9 protein-coding genes and 1 pseudogene are annotated in these 17,480 nt (G+C 68.9%); 6 read left to right on the forward strand and 4 right to left on the reverse strand.

Translation table 11 applies throughout. The features are described from left to right. The first annotated feature begins 374 nt into the window (after positions 1-374). Positions 375-2,948 carry a tetratricopeptide repeat protein gene (locus tag ACFVS9_RS05740; RefSeq protein WP_389930289.1) on the forward strand — a complete coding sequence of 858 codons (2,574 nt, stop codon included), beginning with the start codon at positions 375-377 and terminating at the stop codon, positions 2,946-2,948. Positions 2,949-2,978: 30 nt separating this feature from the next. Here the strand turns inward: ACFVS9_RS05740 and ACFVS9_RS05745 are convergent, their stop codons facing one another. Then, complete coding sequence (locus tag ACFVS9_RS05745) at positions 2,979-3,878, reverse strand: serine/threonine protein kinase (protein WP_383118210.1); 900 nt, start codon at positions 3,876-3,878, stop codon at positions 2,979-2,981. A 48-nt stretch (positions 3,879-3,926) separates the two neighbouring features. Between ACFVS9_RS05745 and ACFVS9_RS05750 the strand changes: the two genes are divergently transcribed. The 4 genes from ACFVS9_RS05750 to ACFVS9_RS05765 are packed head-to-tail and all read left to right on the forward strand — an operon-like array spanning position 3,927 to position 12,934. After that, a complete protein-coding gene (locus ACFVS9_RS05750) occupies positions 3,927-5,495 on the forward strand; it encodes a PD-(D/E)XK nuclease family protein (RefSeq protein WP_389930292.1) in 1,569 nt (522 codons plus the stop codon). Continuing rightward, the gene (locus ACFVS9_RS05755) at positions 5,492-6,634 is read left to right on the forward strand and encodes a hypothetical protein (RefSeq protein ID WP_383118212.1); all 1,143 of its coding nucleotides are present in this window, start codon (positions 5,492-5,494) and stop codon (positions 6,632-6,634) included. Before ACFVS9_RS05750 ends, ACFVS9_RS05755 begins: the two co-directional genes overlap by 4 nt. After that, on the forward strand, positions 6,627-10,139 hold the full coding sequence (locus ACFVS9_RS05760; RefSeq protein ID WP_389930294.1) for a hypothetical protein: 3,513 nt from the start codon (positions 6,627-6,629) through the stop codon (positions 10,137-10,139). Before ACFVS9_RS05755 ends, ACFVS9_RS05760 begins: the two co-directional genes overlap by 8 nt. 32 nt (positions 10,140-10,171) lie before the next feature. Continuing rightward, positions 10,172-12,934 carry a pPIWI_RE module domain-containing protein gene (locus tag ACFVS9_RS05765; RefSeq protein ID WP_389930297.1) on the forward strand — a complete coding sequence of 921 codons (2,763 nt, stop codon included), beginning with the start codon at positions 10,172-10,174 and terminating at the stop codon, positions 12,932-12,934. 755 nt (positions 12,935-13,689) lie between these two features. Here ACFVS9_RS05765 and ACFVS9_RS05770 read toward each other — a convergent pair. After that, complete coding sequence (locus ACFVS9_RS05770) at positions 13,690-14,391, reverse strand: hypothetical protein (protein ID WP_389930299.1); 702 nt, start codon at positions 14,389-14,391, stop codon at positions 13,690-13,692. Positions 14,392-14,907: 516 nt separating this feature from the next. On the opposite strand from ACFVS9_RS05770, the pseudogene ACFVS9_RS05775 reads away from it, so the two are divergent. Next, positions 14,908-15,348 (forward strand): annotated as a pseudogene (locus ACFVS9_RS05775) (restriction endonuclease); the annotation flags it as partial. A 35-nt stretch (positions 15,349-15,383) separates the two neighbouring features. Here ACFVS9_RS05775 and ACFVS9_RS05780 read toward each other — a convergent pair. Further along, a complete protein-coding gene (locus tag ACFVS9_RS05780) occupies positions 15,384-15,851 on the reverse strand; it encodes a hypothetical protein (RefSeq protein ID WP_389930302.1) in 468 nt (155 codons plus the stop codon). Next, entirely contained in the window at positions 15,848-17,098 is a 1,251-nt protein-coding gene (locus ACFVS9_RS05785; RefSeq protein ID WP_389930304.1) for an IS256 family transposase, read from the reverse strand. The genes ACFVS9_RS05780 and ACFVS9_RS05785 overlap by 4 nt, the downstream gene beginning before the upstream one ends. Positions 17,099-17,480 lie beyond the last annotated feature (382 nt).

The raw sequence follows: 17,480 nt of genomic DNA on the forward strand, positions 1-17,480 counted from the left end.
TCTCGCCTTTCTGTGAGCGGCTGGTGCCATCGTGCCCGGGGACGGTAGGAGGCCGCGGAGCGGAAACTGAGGGAAAACTGAGGCATGGGGGCGTGAAGGAGTACGTGCGTGTGAAGCGGCACATCGCAACGTACAGATGAAGGGGGCGCCGTCGCGGGGCCCGGACCACTGCTTCCGGTGCGGAAAGGGGAAGGGCGATGGAGGGGTATGTGCTGGGCCCGGTAAGAGTCGAAACGGACGGCGGCGGAAGGGTCTGCGCAGGTTCGAAGGCGGCCGGGCTGTTTGCGCTTCTGGCGACATCAACGGGCTGCCGATGCACCAGGAAGGAGGTCGCCGAAGTCCTCTGGGAGGGCGAGGAGAACACCCGCGGCCTGGTGGACCGTGCTGTCTCCGACCTGCGGAAGCGACTGGGCCCGGAGGTCGTGCCTCATGGTGGCAAGTCGGGTTACTGCACGCTCCGCGCGCCGGAGGGTGGCGTCGACCTGCTCCGCTTCCGTGACCGTGTGGCGAGGGCCGCAGGGCTGAACCCTCCGGAGCGGTTCGAGTTGCTTGGCGCGGCCCTCGAAGATTGGGACGGAGGCGAACCGCTGCGCGGGCTGACCGGGAGCGGCTTCCAACTGCGCCGGGAGGCGCTGCGGGTTGAGTTGATGGCCGCCGTGCACGCCCGGATGGACGCCGCCTACAAATCCAGGGAGGAGAAGTGGCTTCGCGAGGAGACGGAGAAATGGTTCAAGCGCGCACCAGACCTGCCCCAGGTCTTCCGGTTCTACCTGCTCGCCCACGATGACCTGGCGGAGCGCCGACGTGAACGGCTCATCAAGGAGTGGACGAAGCGCAACGGAAATCCGGACACCGACTTGCGGAGCGCCTTCGACCAGGTCCGGGGAGTCGCCCACCGGCCCGGCGGGACGCTCCTGCCGCCCGTCCCCGACCAGTTGCCCGGTAGCAGTCGCAGGCCGGTCGGGCAAGACGAACTGATCCGCAGCCTCGTGGAGGTCGTGTGCGAGGAACAGGACGCCGGCAACCTGGCCTTGGTCCTCATCAGCGGCATGGCGGGCGTCGGGAAGAGCACGGTGGCCAACCACCTTGCCCGTCGGCTTCGGGAGCGGTTCCCCGACGGGGTGCTCCACGCCGGACTGAACGGGTTCGCTGACGGAGATGTGCGGCCCGCCGAACCGGACGAGGTCCTGGACGGGTTCCTGGCCGTGCTGCCGCCTTACACCACGGTGACCGGACCGGAGAGCAAGAGCAATGCGCTGCGGTCGGCACTGGCCCACCGCTCGGTACTCATCGTCCTGGACGACGCGCTCAACGCTCAGCAGGTGATGCCGCTGCTCCCCGGAGACGGCACCTGCGCCGTGATCATCACCAGCCGCAACGACCTGTTGCGCCTGCAGTCCGAGAGAAAGGTGCTGTTCCGCAAGATGGAACCGCTGCAAGAGGCAGACGCCCTGGAGGTGCTCCAGGAGAAGGTGTCGGTCGAGGACCGGGCGAAGCACGTACAGGCTTTCAGCGAGCTGGTCCGCCTCTGCGGACGGTTGCCGTTGGCGCTCACCGTGGTGGCTCGACTCCTGGAAGGCGGTGCGCGTCCGCTGCGTACCCTCCCCGCTCTGGTGCGGGACATGGAGGAGGAGCGGGCGAGGTTGGACACCCTGGACCTGCCGGAGCACGAACTATCGGTCCGCGCAGCGCTGAACTGCTCCGTACGCGTGCTCGGTGAGGAGGCCCGGCTGCTGCTGTGGCAGCTCGCCGTCCACCCCGGGCCCACCGCCTCCTGGGAGGCGGTGATGGACTTGGGAAGGGCGGCGGGCGAAGGAGCGCGCACCGACCGGGCCTTGATGGAGCTCGTGGCGGCGAACCTGGTGGAGCTCCAGGGTGACCGGTACGGGCTGCACGACCTCGTGCGGGCCTTCGCACGCCGACACATGCAGCCGGGGGCGGACGGACAGACGGCGGACATCGAGCAGGCGACCATACGGCAGGTGCTGGAACACCAGCTGCACAACGTCCGCGCCTGCGACCGTGTGCTCGATCACGAGCGCGCCCTGCCCATCGGCGAGCCCGACGGGGTCACGGTCACCGACCCCGCGGAACCGGGGCAGGCGATGGCGTACTTGGACGAGGAGTACGCCGCTGTCCAGCGAGGCATCCGATTAGCCATCGGCCAGGGCATCGAACGGTACACATGGCTGCTTTCGATGGCCCTGGTCACCTATCAGTGGCGCCGACACCTCCTCGGCGACGCGCGGAGGAATCTCCTCCACGCCGTCGACGCCGCCGAATCCGCCGCCGCCCCGGTCGATTGCGCCATGGTCCACCGGATGCTGGCAGGGACACAGTGGCGGTTCGGCAAGTACGACGCGGCCGTGGGCCACCTACGCCGTGCCGTCCGGCTCAGCAAGGAGGACGACAGTGAGGCGGGTCGGCTGAGTCTTGCCCGTTCGCTGCACCGGCTCGGGATCACCCTGCGCAAGCAGGGCGACCGGACGGGGGCGGAGGAAGCACTCTGCCAGGCACTGGAGTTGTGCCGGGAGGTGTCCGACCCGGTCGGGGAGGCCGCCGCCCTGAACGCCCTCGGCGCGCTTCACCACGACCGGGGCGAGCACGCGCAGGCGCTCCGTCGGTGCGCCGACGCCCTGGGTGTGGTGGAGCGCACGGCGGAGCGCAGCGGCCTGGCCGACGTGCTGTTCACCCTGGCTAAGGTGCACCTGGCCCGCACCGAGAGGGACGAGGCCATCCGCCTGTACCGCCGGGCCTGCGACATCTACCGAGAACAGGAGAACTGGCCCAACGAGGACAAGACGCGGATGCTCTTCGCGGAGGTCCTGGTGTCCGCCGGTGAAACCGACACAGCGGTACGGGAGTTGGAGAGAGCCATCGTGTTGCGCGAACTAATGGGCGGCGACGGCGTACGCGAGGTCCGGGAGTTGCTGGAAGGGCTGAGGTGACCCGCCCGACCGGCGGCCTCCGGAGCACCGTCACAACCGAGGCGGATGCGTGCGGTAGTACTCGGTCGGGTCGGGGCGCAGCCGCCTCGACGGACGCGGCGAGCCCAGCTGGGGCAGGTATCGGCGGAGTTCGTCGAACACCTCACGGACATCCGCCGGGCGTTCCTCCGCCTTCCACTGGACCATCCACAGTGCGAGGGAGGCGAACTCCGGGGGGAGTTCGGCGAGTCTGTCAGCAGGCAGCACCGGGCCGCCCGGTTCCGCCCGCTCGTCCAGTCCGCCGTAGGGCAGCCGCATGACAGTCATCTCCAGCAGGATGCAGCCAAGCCCGAAGATGTCCGCCCGCCGCGTCAGACCTGAGGGGCATTCGTCGGACTGCTCGGGGGAGGCCCAGCCACGCGTGCCGCGCTCGAAGGTCGGCACGCCCGCCGTGATCGCGTGGCCCATGTCGATGAGACGGAGACGGCCGTCCGGTTGCACGATGACGTTCTCGGGTTTGAGATCGCAGTGCACAAGATTCCGTTCGTGCACTTCCCACAGAATTTCGCACAGCTGGCCGATGACGGACGCGACGGTCCCGGGATGCCTGACGGGCCGGGCCGCCAACAGGACGTTCTGCAGTTGGTGTCCCTCGATGAATTCCATGACCAGGCATCGGCGTCCTCGGTGCGTCCCTGTGGCGAAAACTTCGGGAATCTCCCGAATTCCCGTCAGCATCATCATGCGGGAGCCCTCTTCGAGAAGGTTTCTGCCAGCCGAGCGGAAGTAGCTCTCGGGGCCGAGGTCCCGGGCCTTCTGGAGCTTCAGCGCCACTCTCTCCCCGCTCCTGCGGTCACGGCCGAGGAAGAGGTCGCCCTGGCCGCCGTCACCGACCATGTCCAGCACTTCGTAGCGCTTCTCCGCATCGCCGATCTCCTCGATCTCCCTCATGGCAACCCTTCTTTCCTCTCTTTCCTCCGTGCAGAAATGGAGCAGAAAATGTCACAGCCGTGGCTGCCCCCCGACGGGGTGACCCGCACCTCCGGAGTCATCACGGTATCCGCCGGAATGTTCAAAGGGGGCGAATTCCGGTGCCCTGCCGCTGACGCTCTCAAGACCCGCGGTTACCACACTGCCGACCCCGTACCGCGCCGCCGCGAGCGGTTGGAGAACTTCACTCTCGGCCCCTTCATGGCCGCCTGCGACGCCCGCTTCCGGCCCTCCGGCAGCCTGCCCCGGACGCGTACCGCGCCCTTGCACGACGGCCTGAGGACATGGTCGGACCATGGCGTGAAGGCGTACGAGGCGGCCTTCCCCGCCGACCCGGAACGCCTCCTGAACGAGGTCCACGAGCCGTGGACGTACCGCTACCGGCCGTCCGGCCCCGACTCGCGGAACGCCCAGGAGTACCGCTTCACCGTGTGGGGCCGCTGCCTGGTCTCCGCCGACGGTGCCTACCGTGAACTCCGTCTGCCCGTGCACCGCCTGAACCGGGAGTTGCCGCCCGACGGGTTCGTCGCCGCCGTCGCCCTAGTGCTGGCCGAGGGCACTCCCGGGCCGCGGCCAGAGCATGTACGGATCGTGGAGTTCGCGCTGTTCGACGGTCGTACGCGGGAGCTTTTCGCCGGCAGCCGGGCGCAGGCGCTCGCCCGGTACCGAGAGCACGGCCCCGACGCCCTGGCTGGCGTACTGGACGGACGGGAATACCGTCCCGGTTCGGCCTGTGGCGGATGCCCCTACCTGTCGGTCTGCCCGGCCCTGCGCGCGGCGCCCGGACTGTTGGGCATCGATTCGCCGAACAACCGGCCCCGCCGCACCTGGTCGGTGACCAACGGGCGCAACTACCGGGCCTGCCCGGCCCGCGACCATATGCGTCGGCTGCACCTGCCCACGGCGGACTCCGTCGAGCGCGAGGTGACGGCCGAGCGCGGTCGGGCTCTGCACGCCTACCTCGCCGACCGGCATGGCCACGGATCGCCTCGACCGTGCACGGTCGAGGTTCCCGAGGAGTGGGTGCCGGACGGATTCGACCTGCCCGACCGCGAACTCACCCTCGGCGCAATTCTGTTGCGGCGGCACGCCGCGGTCTGCCCGCTGCGGTGCGTCGGGGACGGAACGGACGTGCGGACCGAACCCAGGGTAGTGCGGCACGACACCGTCGCCGACGTGGTGGTAATCGCCGCACCCGATCTGCTCTATCGGGACGCCGGCTCATGGGTGTGGCGCGAGACCAAGACCTCCGCCACCGACCGGCGGTCCAACCGTCCCCTGCTGGAGCTCTACCCTCAACTGGCCCTGGCGGTCGTGCTGATCGGCCGCGGTGACCTGGGCGGCGCTCCGTCCCGTGCCCGGGTCGAGCTTGAGGTGCTCCGCCCCGGCGGTGCCGACCTGGAGATCATCGACCCCTTCGCCTCCGCCAACCGAACCGCCGCTGAGGGAGTCCTGCGGACGATGGTGGCCGACTGGCACGGGGACGACCGCTACACGGCCGTGCCCGGACGCTCCTGCCAGCGGTGCGAAGTGGCCCGCTGGTGCTCGGTGTCGGCCGCCACCGAGGCCGCGGCATGAGGGCGGGGGCGGCCCACCGGGCCGACCGGCCGGACACCGGGGAGGAGTCTGAGGGCGCGGGCAGCGAACTTTTCCGCGAGCTTGCCCGCATGGTGGCCGCCCTGGCCGAGTTCCAGGGCCTGCGCTCGTTCGCCCTGCCCTACCCCGGCCTCGCCCAGCGTGCGCTGGACCGCACGGTGATGCACTGCCTAGACGTCGGGGAGACACCGCCGAGGAGCCTTCCGGAGCTGTGGGAGTGGTGCCGGACCAAGCCGGCGGGCGATCCGCTCTTTGCGGTTCCCGCCTCCCTGGTCACCCCGGGCGCGACGCTGGTACACCCGGTTCGGATGCCGACGCGGTCGTGCCTCGAAGTCGCCTCGCACGGGCCGGACGGGGGCGTAGCGGCGCAAGCCTGCGCGCTTCTTGGCGACCTGGAAGCGCGGTGCGGAACGGGCGAGCGCTACCGGCAGTGTCGGAGCTTCCTGGCCCGCCACCCGGTGGTCCACCAGCAGGACCGCTTCGGGCCCGGCTGGAGCAAGGCCGTTTGGAGCCGCGTCAAGGACCTCTACGGGCCGTTGCCCGAATCCCTGCTCGTCGATGGAGACTTCCTGCGCTGCCCCTCGTGCGGGCTCCCCGCGCTGCCCCGGGACCGGGCCATGCCCGTACCCGGGCGCTCCGCCACCGACACGGACATCTGGTGCGAGGGGGAGGAATGCCCGCGCGACGACCCTTTGCAACTGATCCGCGAGCCGGAACAGACGTGGATCCTGCGGAGTTCACTGCGGACGTTCCTCGCACTGCCGCATCGGACCGAAGAGGCTGTCCGGGACGCACTGGATCGCGCCGGGATCGACCATGAGGCCCTGTCGGGGCCTCTGTCCGCCTACAGGTTGAGGGACACCGGTCCCGGAATCGTCGACATCCAGGTGTACGACCGCCTGCAGCCGGCCCTCCTTGCCGCGCATCTCGCCGACAGTGCACCCCTCGCGGACCGCACCCTCGTGGTGGTCCCGGACGCGCTCGCCGGACGGGACGGCTACCGCGGGGCCTTCACCGATGCCCTTCCCTCGCTTCTGCGGGACCGGCTGGTGCTCACCACACCCGTGGACCTTGTGCCCGCCCTGGGTCGGGCACGGAGAGAGGAGAAGAACGATGCGTAGCATCACCCCGCCGCTGACCGACGTACTCCGCGCTCTCAAGGCGTTCCTTGGGCAGCCCGTCCCCAAGCCCGCCTTGGAAGCCCTCTGCCAGGTGGAACTCGGCCTGTACCTCCAGCAGAAGCTGATGCCGGGCAGTCCCGCGGGCAGCGCCTGGGTACTGTTCAGCGGATACGGGTTCGCCGAGGCACACGGATCGCGGCTGCCACCGGACGCCGCGCGGACATTGCGTGTCGCCCGGTACTCGCTGTGGACACTGCGCAGGGGCCGTACATGGCGCGAGGCGTTGGAGAGCTACCAGCTGTTCGACCCCAGGGTGCGCGGCTACGACGTACCGGACACCGAGTCGCCCGCCACCCGCCGCGAACTCTCCGTCGCCGGCGACCGCTTCTCCGTCTACGAGCAACTGCTGTGTGCCGCACCGCCGCTGGCGGGCAAACGCATGCCGGTCGCAGGCCAGGGCCCGCACGCCTTCCCCGTGAGCCGCACCCTGGCCGTCGTTGACCTGCCGTCCGTCCCCCACACCCCCCTCGTCGCCCACAACATGGACCTGGAACCGGCCGGCGGCGGAGAGCCTCTGGTCTTCACCAGGAAGAGTCTGGAGCGCACAGCGGCGGAGATGGACGCCACGCACGCCCGTGTCGGCGAGGAAAGGTCGCCGCGCTGGCTGGAGCGGCTGCGGGCCTTCAACCTGTCCACCAAGGCGAACGGCACGTTCCACAAGGCCGGCAAGGACGAGGACTTCACGTTCTCGGTCGACGGGATCCAGCACCTGCTCGGCATCGTCGGAGCGGGCAAGAGCACGCTGCGCGACATCATCGCCGTCCATCTCGCCAAACTCGGCAAGCGCACCACCATCGTGGTCACCGACGTCGCGGAGGTGCTGAAGCTCGTCCGGCTTTACGACCTCTACACCGACGGCGCCGCCGCACCCGTGCTCGGCTCCTCCGGCCGGGAGCGGCACGCCCAACGGCTGCACCGCCGGCTGGCGGGCCGGGGCGAACACCGGCTGCTCGCCCACGACGACCCCGCCTTCGCCTACCTCGGGACCTCCTGCGTGCTCAACGTCAGGCGGCAGGTCGCCACTTCGTCCACCGAGCCGCTCGCCTTCGGCGAGGCACCCTGCTCCCGGCTCCGGCCACCGTCGGACCCGCGGCGCGACAAGGGTGGCGGTCGGGCCTCCGAATGGCAGAAGAGCGCGACGAGTTGCCCGTACTGGTCCGCCTGCCCCCGGTACCACGGAGCCCGCACCCTGGTCGGCGCCCTGATCTGGGTGGCCACGCCGGCCGGTCTGATCGATGCCTCACCGCCCCGTCCCCAGAACGGCGAGCGCATCCGCTACCTCGAACTCGCCTGCCGCCGCAGCGACCTCGTGATCATCGATGAAGCCGACCGTGTGCAGATGCAGCTCGACCAGACCTTCGCACCCGCCGTCGTCCTCGCCAGCGACGAGGACAAGGGTCTTATCGACCAGCTGAGCCGGCACAAGATCCGGGAACTCGCGGCGAGCGGGCGCACCCAGCTCTCCGAACGGGACGTGGAGACCTTCGCCGCCGCCCTCAACACTGCCGGATCGGCCACCGACCGGCTGTACGCGATGCTCGTCGCCAGGTACGACCTGCGCAGGTGGGTGCGGACGGGCTACTTCAGCGCTTGGACGTTGCAGCTCGGACTGCTCGACGAACGCTATGAACTCCCCGACGGCAGCGGGCCGGAACACCGGAACCACGCCCCCAGACTGGCTCTCGGCAAGCTTTTCGACGCCTTTCGGGACAACCCCTTCGGCGACCGCCGCCGCAGGACGGAGGAGGAGTTCAGTCGGCTGACCGCCCTCCTCAACGAACTGCTCCACACCGGCAACCCGGAAAACACTCGGCGCCACCTGGCCGAGGTCATGGACGAGGTATTTCACATCGACCCTCAGTACATGGCTGTCCGGATGCAGAAGTACAAGGAGGAGTACGACGAGTGGCAGCGCCAGGAGGAGGAACGGCAAAAGGGGCGAGGCCGTCGCCGAAAGCCCAAGCCACCGCCCCAGACCCCCGAGCAGTGGCATCAGGAGCTCGCCGAGCGCTTCGAGTTCACGCTGCTGCTCAGCGCCCTGGAGCCTCGGCTCGCCATGATCAACGCCATGTGGCCCCGCGTCGAGGCCGCCCTCAGCCTGGGCTACAACACGATGTACCGTCGGCCGCTCGACTACGGCCCGATGGTGCCCGAGGCCCCGATGGGCAACGTACTCGGCTTCCAGTTCCGGGTCCCGGGCGAGGACAAGGGCGGAGTCCGCAGCGGCGAGCTGACCTTCTTCCGCTGCAGCGGCGTCGGACGTGAACTGCTTCGCGCCATGCCCCACCTCGCCTCCGTCGACGGCAAGCCCGGCGCCCATCTGCTGCTCATGTCCGGCAGCAGCTGGGCGGGCGCGTCCAGCCGCTACCACGTCTGCGTCCCGGTCGGCGTGATCATCGAGCCGCCGGCCGAGGTGACCGAACGCATCGCGAACGAGAGCCTGATGCGTTTCGAGTTCATTGACGACGGCGACGAGAAACTGCGCCTGTCGGGAACCCACCCGGACGACCGCCCCGAGAAGCTGCGCCGCATCGCCACCCATCTTGGCGCGGGGGAGTACGACGCCCCCGAAGGAGGTCCGCTGGAGCGCGAGTTGCTCTCACTTCGCCATGGCAAGCGTGACCAGATCCTCCTGGTGGTCGGCAGCTACGCCGAGGCGCGCATCGTGGCCGACACCCTGCACAACCTCAACTCCCGCTGGCGCGACAGCGTGCTGTGCCTGGTCTCGGACGACGAGGAGATCGCCCCGGAGGACGAGGCGCCGTCCGCCTACCGCGCCCGGTCACTGCGCCGGGGCGACGTCGAGCACCTGAAGGACCTCGACGCGAACATCCTCGTGGCGCCCCTGCTGGCCGTGGAGCGGGGCCACAACATCCTCAACGACGACGACGAGGCGGCCATCGGCACGGTCTACTTCCTGGCCCGGCCCAATCCGCACCCCGAGGACCTGTCCCTGGCCGTCCACGCTGTCAACGACTGGATCGTCCGCGCCGTCACCGGCGGTGACTTCGACACCTGGGTACAGGGACAGGCCACCGTCGAGGAAGGTGCCGACGAGGTCCGTCGCCTCGCTCGTTCGCGCTGGTACAAGGTGCTCGCCCGCTCGATGGCTTGGAGCCACCTCGGCGACGAGACGCGGGAGCAGGTTACTTGGGACATGTTGGTCCTGATGTGGCAGGTGATCGGGCGGCTGGTGCGCGGCGGCGTACCGGCCAGGGTGGTCTTCGTCGACGCCGCCTTCGCCCCGAACCGCGGGGCCGTACCACCGCAGGCCGACACCCCCAAGTCCAGCCTGCTGCACAGCGTCCTCGACGTGTTGGACCCGTACTTCGAGGGCGACACGAAGAGCGCGGAGGAGCAGTTCATCGCCCACGCCCTGTACGAACCCCTCCGGCGCATGCTCACCCGCCTGCTCGCCCCTGCTCCCGATCCGGCCCACCCGTAAGCGCCGAACTCCGGCTTCCAGGAGGAAATTTCGTGTATCACACCATTCGCAACGCGGCCTACGAATCCGACCCGCTCCAGGGACCGTGGCGGGAAGAGATGAGCGTGCTGCGGCTCGGCGATGAGTTGCACACCGAGCTCACCAGGATGCACGCCGAGGCCGACCAGGGCTCCCTCCGCCCTGATCGGCTCCCCGTACGCAGGCTCAACTCGCTGCTCCAGGCGATGGCCCCCGGTGTCATCGCGACCGGCCGCAATGCGGGAACGGACGGTCGCCTGCCGTGGCTCTACGCACGGGAAGCCGTCCCGCCGGAGGTGCTGGCCCCGGTGATCGGCACCTGGGCGGCGGGCATGTACCGGGAGGAGGACGAAACCGAGGGCGCCGATCTGGAGGAGAGGCTCCGCTCCGACGACCCGGCCGAGGCCGTCCAACTGCCACATTGGGAGACCGAATCGGTCGACCTCACCGAGACCATGACCTCGGCGGGCGGAACAGCCGAACCCACCGCACGGCTCTACGGCCTGCTGCCCGAGTGGGTCGCCTTCCGGCTGGCCGCCCGGACGTTCCGCACCGGGGGCACCACACTCCACTTCCGCGTCGAGAGCTCGGGCAACGGCGCGCGACTCGTCTCCTGGCCGCCACAGCGGTACGAGCGCCGCGGGCAGACCTGGTACTACTCGGCCTGCCTCAACATCACCGTCCACACCGCGCCGTTCGCCCCACGGTTCCGCGTCCATGTGTCTGCCCAGGTACGCCGGTGGGCCACTCAGCTGGACGTGCGCCCCCACCAGCTCGGCGGCACGACCGTTCTGCTCGACGCTCCGCTGCCATGGCCGGGAGGGCCGGACCGGAGCCACCGGTTGATGGTGAACACCCTCGGCTACGACCGCCGGCTGAAGGAACTGGCCTGGCGCCACCACAGCGCCGCGCCGCTCCTGCCTGAGCTGGACATCGTACGCAACTACCCGCAGCCCGAGGCCCTCTTCTCTCATCCGGAACGCTGGATCAACGGGTCCGGGGACGTGGCCGCCGGCATCGTCTACCACCCGTCGATCGGCCCGCATGAGGTTGGACCGGGGCTGATGGCACGGGAGCGGGCGGATCTGGACGCCTGGGTCGAGGAAGGGCTGCGCCCCATGCTGAGCCGGGTCCCCGACCTCACACGGGTTACCCGGAGCAACACCCCCTCATTGCTGCCTCGTTCGGGAGCCGGACGTGGTCCGGGCGTCCGGGACACGCAGCTGGCCCTGCAGCGGCGGGCGGCGTTGGCACGCGCACTCAACGGCCGTCCTCTGGAGATCGACGTCTTCTGGCAGTCCCCGGAAACCCGTGCTGCCCTGCTCGCGGAACTGCCCAAGCTCATCGGCTTTCCTCCCGGGGAGAGCGAGGGGCCGGCTGACGACGACACCTGGCGGTGGCGGGGCGAGGGGGTCGAGATCCGCGTACGGGCCCGGCCCGCGGGACCCCTGGCCGACGCCCTGCCGGTCTCCCGGGAGCGCAGTCGCCCCAGGGCCGTCCGGCTGGCCGAAGCCGTCGAAGGGCGCTGTCGACTTGTGGCAGACCGAGTGGTCCCTCGACCCGACGCGGTCGGAGTCGTGATCACGGAGATCGCTGGCAAGGAGCGCCTCGCCGCCGTTCCGGACTCCGACCCCAAGTACGCGCTGCGCATTGCCTGGGCGCGGCAGGGTCGGTTGAGCCAGTTCGTCAACCTGCTCGACGACACGGACGGCGGCCTGGAGCACCGGGCCAGGTGGACCTGGCTGGACGCCTTCCGTCAGCTCGGTGCGATCAGCCCGCCTGCCCACCGAGTGGGGGCCGGAGTTCCCGGCGACCTCCAGTACGTGGCGCTCTGGCTCGTGCGCCACACCAGGAAGGGGCCCACGCGGTGCCCCGCCCGCCGACTGGTCGCGGTGCGGGTCCTCCCTGGGGACGGGGGACCGGGGGCCATCGAGGGGTGGGACGCCGAGCGCGCCGAATGGGTGACGTACCCGAAGCTGTTGCTGCTGCTCTCCCAGGCAGTGGAACCGGTGGCGGAAAAGGCTGATACGGGCGGTCCTGGCGATGGCGCGGCCGCCCGGGGAGGGATCCGGCCCTCGACCCGCCCGGGCGTGGAGCAGCACAGGCAGCGGGAGACCGAGCGGCAGATCCGCGCACTGCTCTTCCAACTTCGCGACCGCCCGACGCTCCTGCTGGCGGACGCCGGCAATCTGCGCCAGTGCTGGCCCGGCCTGCGCAACGGCGAACTGGACCGCGACATGCTCGGCTTCGGCACCGAACCCGCCCAGCGCCACACGCTCTACGGCGACGACCTGCGGGTGGTGCTCGTACGGGACGCCAACGCGAGGGAGGAAGTGGCGGCGTGGTATGCCCACGACGCCAAGGGCAGCGTCGGCTTCGCCGAGGGCGTGTGGGGGACAGCGGAGACGGAAAGCCGTGTCTTCGCGAGTACGGCCTCGAAGCCGCACACGGTGGCGAAACTGCCGAAGGGACTCATGAAGCTGGCGCCCACGGCACAGGGCCGGACAGCACCCGGGAAGACGGCCTGGAACCCCGGGCAGCTGGAGATCACGGTGCTCGGCTGCCTGTCGGAGAAGGCGCTGGCGGACTCGGGGCGTGAAGGAGATCCGTCTGACCGGCCGGCGGAGTGGGCGACGCTCACGCACCAGCTGCGCTACCACGACGACTACCCGCCGCTCGCCCGGCCCCTTCCGCTGCACTTGGCGCGGCTCGCCGGCGAGTACGTGCTTCCGGTGGCCGGAATGAAGGGGGAGGGGAACACGTCATCCGCTCCGTAAGCGAGGCGCCGCCTGCGTGGGGCATCCCAATGGTTGACGCTGATAAGAATCATCGTTTCCTCGTGTGAGTGGCAAAGTCTGAACCTAACCATGGTTGACGGCGTCTGGTGCGCTCCTTGCTGGGATCACCGCGCGCCATTGCTTTCTCCGCCGTGACGCTCGTTTGACGCTCTGCGCGCCTGGTGGCCCTCAAGCGGAGGCGAGAGATTGCACCTGACCTGCGGTTTTCTCTGAGCTCACCCGGGCGACATGCTTCCGATGACGCACCATGTGGAGTGTGTCGCGATCTTTGAGCCTGCCGTAAAAGGCTCCTGACCTGCGGTTTTATCCTTCTTGCGCCATGTGCGTTACGTGCACACTTTTGACGCTCAAATGACGCTCCGAGAGGCGTCCTGACGCTCGATCTGATGGCGCGTCAGTTCTCTCTGCCTGTTCAAACGGGCCTTTAGGGCGTCGGGGTGCGTCGGCACGCCCAGGAAATCAGTGCCCCGATCCTCCTCTGGTCGACCCTCTGGCGTGCGGCAGCTCCTCCGTGAGATCCGGGCTGCTTCGGGGAATCTGTTGGCCCGGCTGGAAATATCCAGTACCTGCTCGGCGTTCTTGCTCTCTCAGTCGAAAGTGCGGCTTGAGGAGATGGATCAGAGGCACCCGCAGGCATGCGGGGAGATGCGGGCGGCGGACGTGAAGCTGGCCGAAGCGCGTGCCAACCTCTGACCGCCCTTCCCGCTGGGCGCTCACCGCATCGCCGTGCGTGCTCAGCTCTTGAGGGCGTGCTCGATCCGCTCGAAGTCCTCAGGGCTGAAGTTGCCCCGGCTGATCTGCACGCTCCGGTTCTGTTTCGGCGTCACCACATTCGGATACGACGCCAGCTCCGGCACGGCGATCTTCCAGGTGGCCGCGATGCGCCCGAGGACGATCACCGCGTCACGGGACATGGCGCGGCGCACCAGGTAGAAGACGAAGGACTGGGAGGGCAGTGTGTACGGGATCGGCCGCCACGATTGCGAATGGGAGCCGTGGAACTGCACGGCAAGGATCTGCCGGGCGAGTTCGTCGTGGCTGTGCCCCTGCTTCGTCAGGCCGTTCAGGGTCCGGGACCACCACCGGAGTCCTGGATGGTCCTTGTCGGGGTGTGTCAGGAAGTGGTTGGGGGTCCCGCCGGCGTTCGCGATGTGTTGCAGCGTTCGCTCGGTTACGCCGGGCCGGGCGTAGGCGGCCGGGTCTGCGTCGCTCACGCCTGGGTTGGCCAGCAGCATGACCAGGGGCGCGTCGTGGAGGCCGATGAACGGTTCCGGCGGGAGTGTCAGGTTGAGCCGGTACGGCGCGTGCGAGGGGTGGACTTGGGTGTCGGCGAGGGCTTGCAAGTGCGGCAGGTCTTCGGGGACCGCGTACGGTGCGTTCCTGGTCGTGCGGGTCCACGGATTGAGCACCTGATCCCCCGCTATCCGCGTCGTCATGGCATGCAAGCCTACGAGCATCCTGCGAGCGGAACGTCACCGTGCCGACCAGCCCTCGGCGCAGGGAGCCCTCCCCGTCTTGATCAGGTAGCGAGTTCGAGGGCAACGACGGCACGGACAGCGCTGAGATCCGGATGGCGCTGCAGCGGAGTTCCTTCAGGAGCCGCCGAGGCTTGAGGATGCCACGGCGCGTTCGCCGAGGCTGCAGAGCCTGGCTTGATCGCGATTGTGGCAGGCATGTGAGGTCGTCGAACGCCTTGTCGTGGCAGGCGAGTGGCGGCCGGGCGATGCGCAAGCCGGTTCCGGTGCCGTGCGTTGCCTCTCCGCGTGGGCGGGCTGTCCGTTGCAGTTGGGGCAACTCCTCAGAAGCACGTCGAAGATCGGGCTAACATGCGGCGGTGATTCGACAGGGAGCGGGGAGCCGGAGCGGTCAGGTTTCGGGGGAAGAAGCAGGAGCCGTGGCAGCACTTCGAGCAAGAAGTCGCCGAACTCGCCGAGAGCCTCGATTCATGCGCCACTGTTGAACCAGACGCCCACTTGACCGGCTTGGTCAGCGGGGCCACGCGACAACTCGACGCCTTGGTGCGCGGGCAGGTTGTCGGCCAAGACATCACGATTGCTATCGAAGCCAAGCGATACAAGCGGCCGGTAAGCATCGGGACCATTGACGAGTTCGTTGGCAAACTGCTCGACGTCGGCTGTGACCGTGGAGTGCTCTACGCCGCGGGTGGTTTCTCCGAAGCTGCTCTGTCCCGGGCAAGCAATGCGCGGAATCCCGGGACCGGGTGCGTGCACCTTGCTCCGCGCGCAGACGGAGCCCTGATGCGTTCCTGTACGGGGCTGGGCCCGGGCGAGCTGGCGTACGAGGAGCATCTGGATCGGATCGTCGGAGTCCACCGGACTCAGGAATACGATGTGTGGATGCGCAGCGGTGTAGCCAATTTGTACCGCCACTAGACGAGCAATAGTCAAGAGTTGTGGGTGAGTTGATTTCAGCTCTCGCTGCGGTGGCTGAGGCTGGTCCTGGCAGTGTTGCGGATCCGTTTGGTGCGGCCGGCTTCGGCGAGGATCTCGATGGCCTCGGTGTTCGTCCCGGCGGCGGTCTTGAGCTGGAGCCAGTTGGATGCCGCGAGCAGGTCGTCCGGTTGCCAGGGCAGCTTGAGTGTGACGGCGCGGAAGAGTGACCACTCCCGCAGGTGCTGAGCCAGGAAGGGGTGGTCGATCGTGGCCTGGGTCAACGCCTGCGCCCATCCCTCGTAGGCGGGACCGGGGTAGAGGCCGGCGGCTCGACGGTCCAGGTGCCGCAGCACGGCGGACTGGGCCATCGTCTGGTCCGGATCAGTGAGCACGCTGCCGACCAGGTCGACCTCGTCCGGGTCGGTAACGTGCCCCAGCTTGTCGAGGTAGGCCGCGAAGCGGACGTGCTCGTCCGGGTTCTGCAGGATCTCGTGGACGTTCATGCGGCCCGCTCCTCGCGCTCGGCCAGGACGCCGTTCTCGAATCGTGCGCCCGCGCGGACCAGGGACACCAGGTGGGCTCCGGTGATCGCGCGCCATCGCGCCTGGGCGGACTCGACCAGCTTGAACACCATCGCGAGCGCGGCCGCCGGGCTGCCGGCGCCTCGCGTGACCTTGGTGCGGAGCTTGACCGTGGAGAAGGTCGACTCGATGGGGTTGGTGATCCGCAGATGAATCCAGTGCTCGGCAGGGAAACCGTAGAACGCGAGCAGCTCGTCCCGGTCCTCGGTGACGTTCGCGACGGCCTTCGGGAAATTTGCCCCGTAGGTCTTCGAGAACGCCTCGATCGCTTTCCCGGCGTGGGAGCGGTCCTCGGCGTTGTAGATCTCCTGCATCGCCTTCGTCGCGCCGGGCTGCGCGGACTTGGGCCGGCAGTTGGCGACGTTGCGGGCTTTGTGAACCCAGCACCTTTGCGGCCCGGCCGCCGGGAACACCTCGGCGAGCGCCCGCCAAAGGCCCATGGCGCCGTCGCCGATGACCAGCTCGGGGTCACGCATGCCGCGTCGGCGGCAGTCGCGCAGCAGGTCGGCCCACGCCTCGGTGGACTCCCGCAGGCCCTCGGCCAGGGCGATCAGCTCCTTCGTGCCGTCCAGACGTACCCCGAGCAGGACCAGGACGCACGAGTGGGCCTGGCCGAGCCGGACCTTCAGGTGCACGCCGTCCGCCCACACGTAGACGAAGTCGCGGTCGGAAAGGTCCCGGTTCTGGAAGGCGGTGTGGTCGTCGCTCCACTGCTTGGTCAGCCGTGTCACGGTCGCGGCCGACAAGCCGGCCGTGCCGCCCAGGAACTGCTCCAGCGCCAGGACGAAGTCGCCGGAAGACAGGCCGTGCAGGTAGAGGAGCGGCAGCACTTCGGAGATCTTCGGGGACTTGCGGCACCACGGCGGAAGGATCTTCGAGGGGAACCGCTTGCGCTCGCCGGTCTCATCGTCGACGCGGCGGTCGTTGATCCGCGGGGCCTTGACCTCGATCGGTCCGGCGGCGGTGACCACGGTCCTTTCCTCGTGGCGGCCGTTGCGGACCACGAGACGTCGGCCGTACCCGTCGGTCTCAGCCGACAACTCGGCTATGCACTGGTTGACTTCCGCTTCCAGCGCGGCGGCCACCATCCGGCGGGCGCCTTCCCGCACGATCTCGTCGATCAGGGAGCCAGACTGTGTGGAGCCGTCGTCGGTGACTACGCTGAGCACGGGCGTACCTTCCCGACCCGCGCTGCAATGTGGGCCTACTCGGAGACCTTAAAGATCATTCGGGAAGTTACGCCTTCTGCATGCCCTTCCGGAACCGATCCACAAGTCCTGAGCATTGCTCCCACTAAACTGCGCCGTGCTTCATCGGCCCTGATCCACCCCGCCTGCTTGGCGCTCGCCCACTACGTATCCGCGCCCCCTTTGCGGACCGCAGCTGCGTATTGCCCCTCATGCAACAGCTGGGTGGCGGGTGTGCACCGCGGACTCGCGGATTCCCTAGTGTCCCCGTACTGGTTGTCCCGGCGGCAGGAGGGGCGCGCTGTCGCCAGGGCGAGACCTACCGGTCCCCGGCCGCGCCGGTTTTGCGGGACCCCTGGATGCG

Source organism: Streptomyces sp. NPDC058008 (genome assembly GCF_042886395.1).
GTDB lineage: Bacteria > Actinomycetota > Actinomycetes > Streptomycetales > Streptomycetaceae > Streptomyces.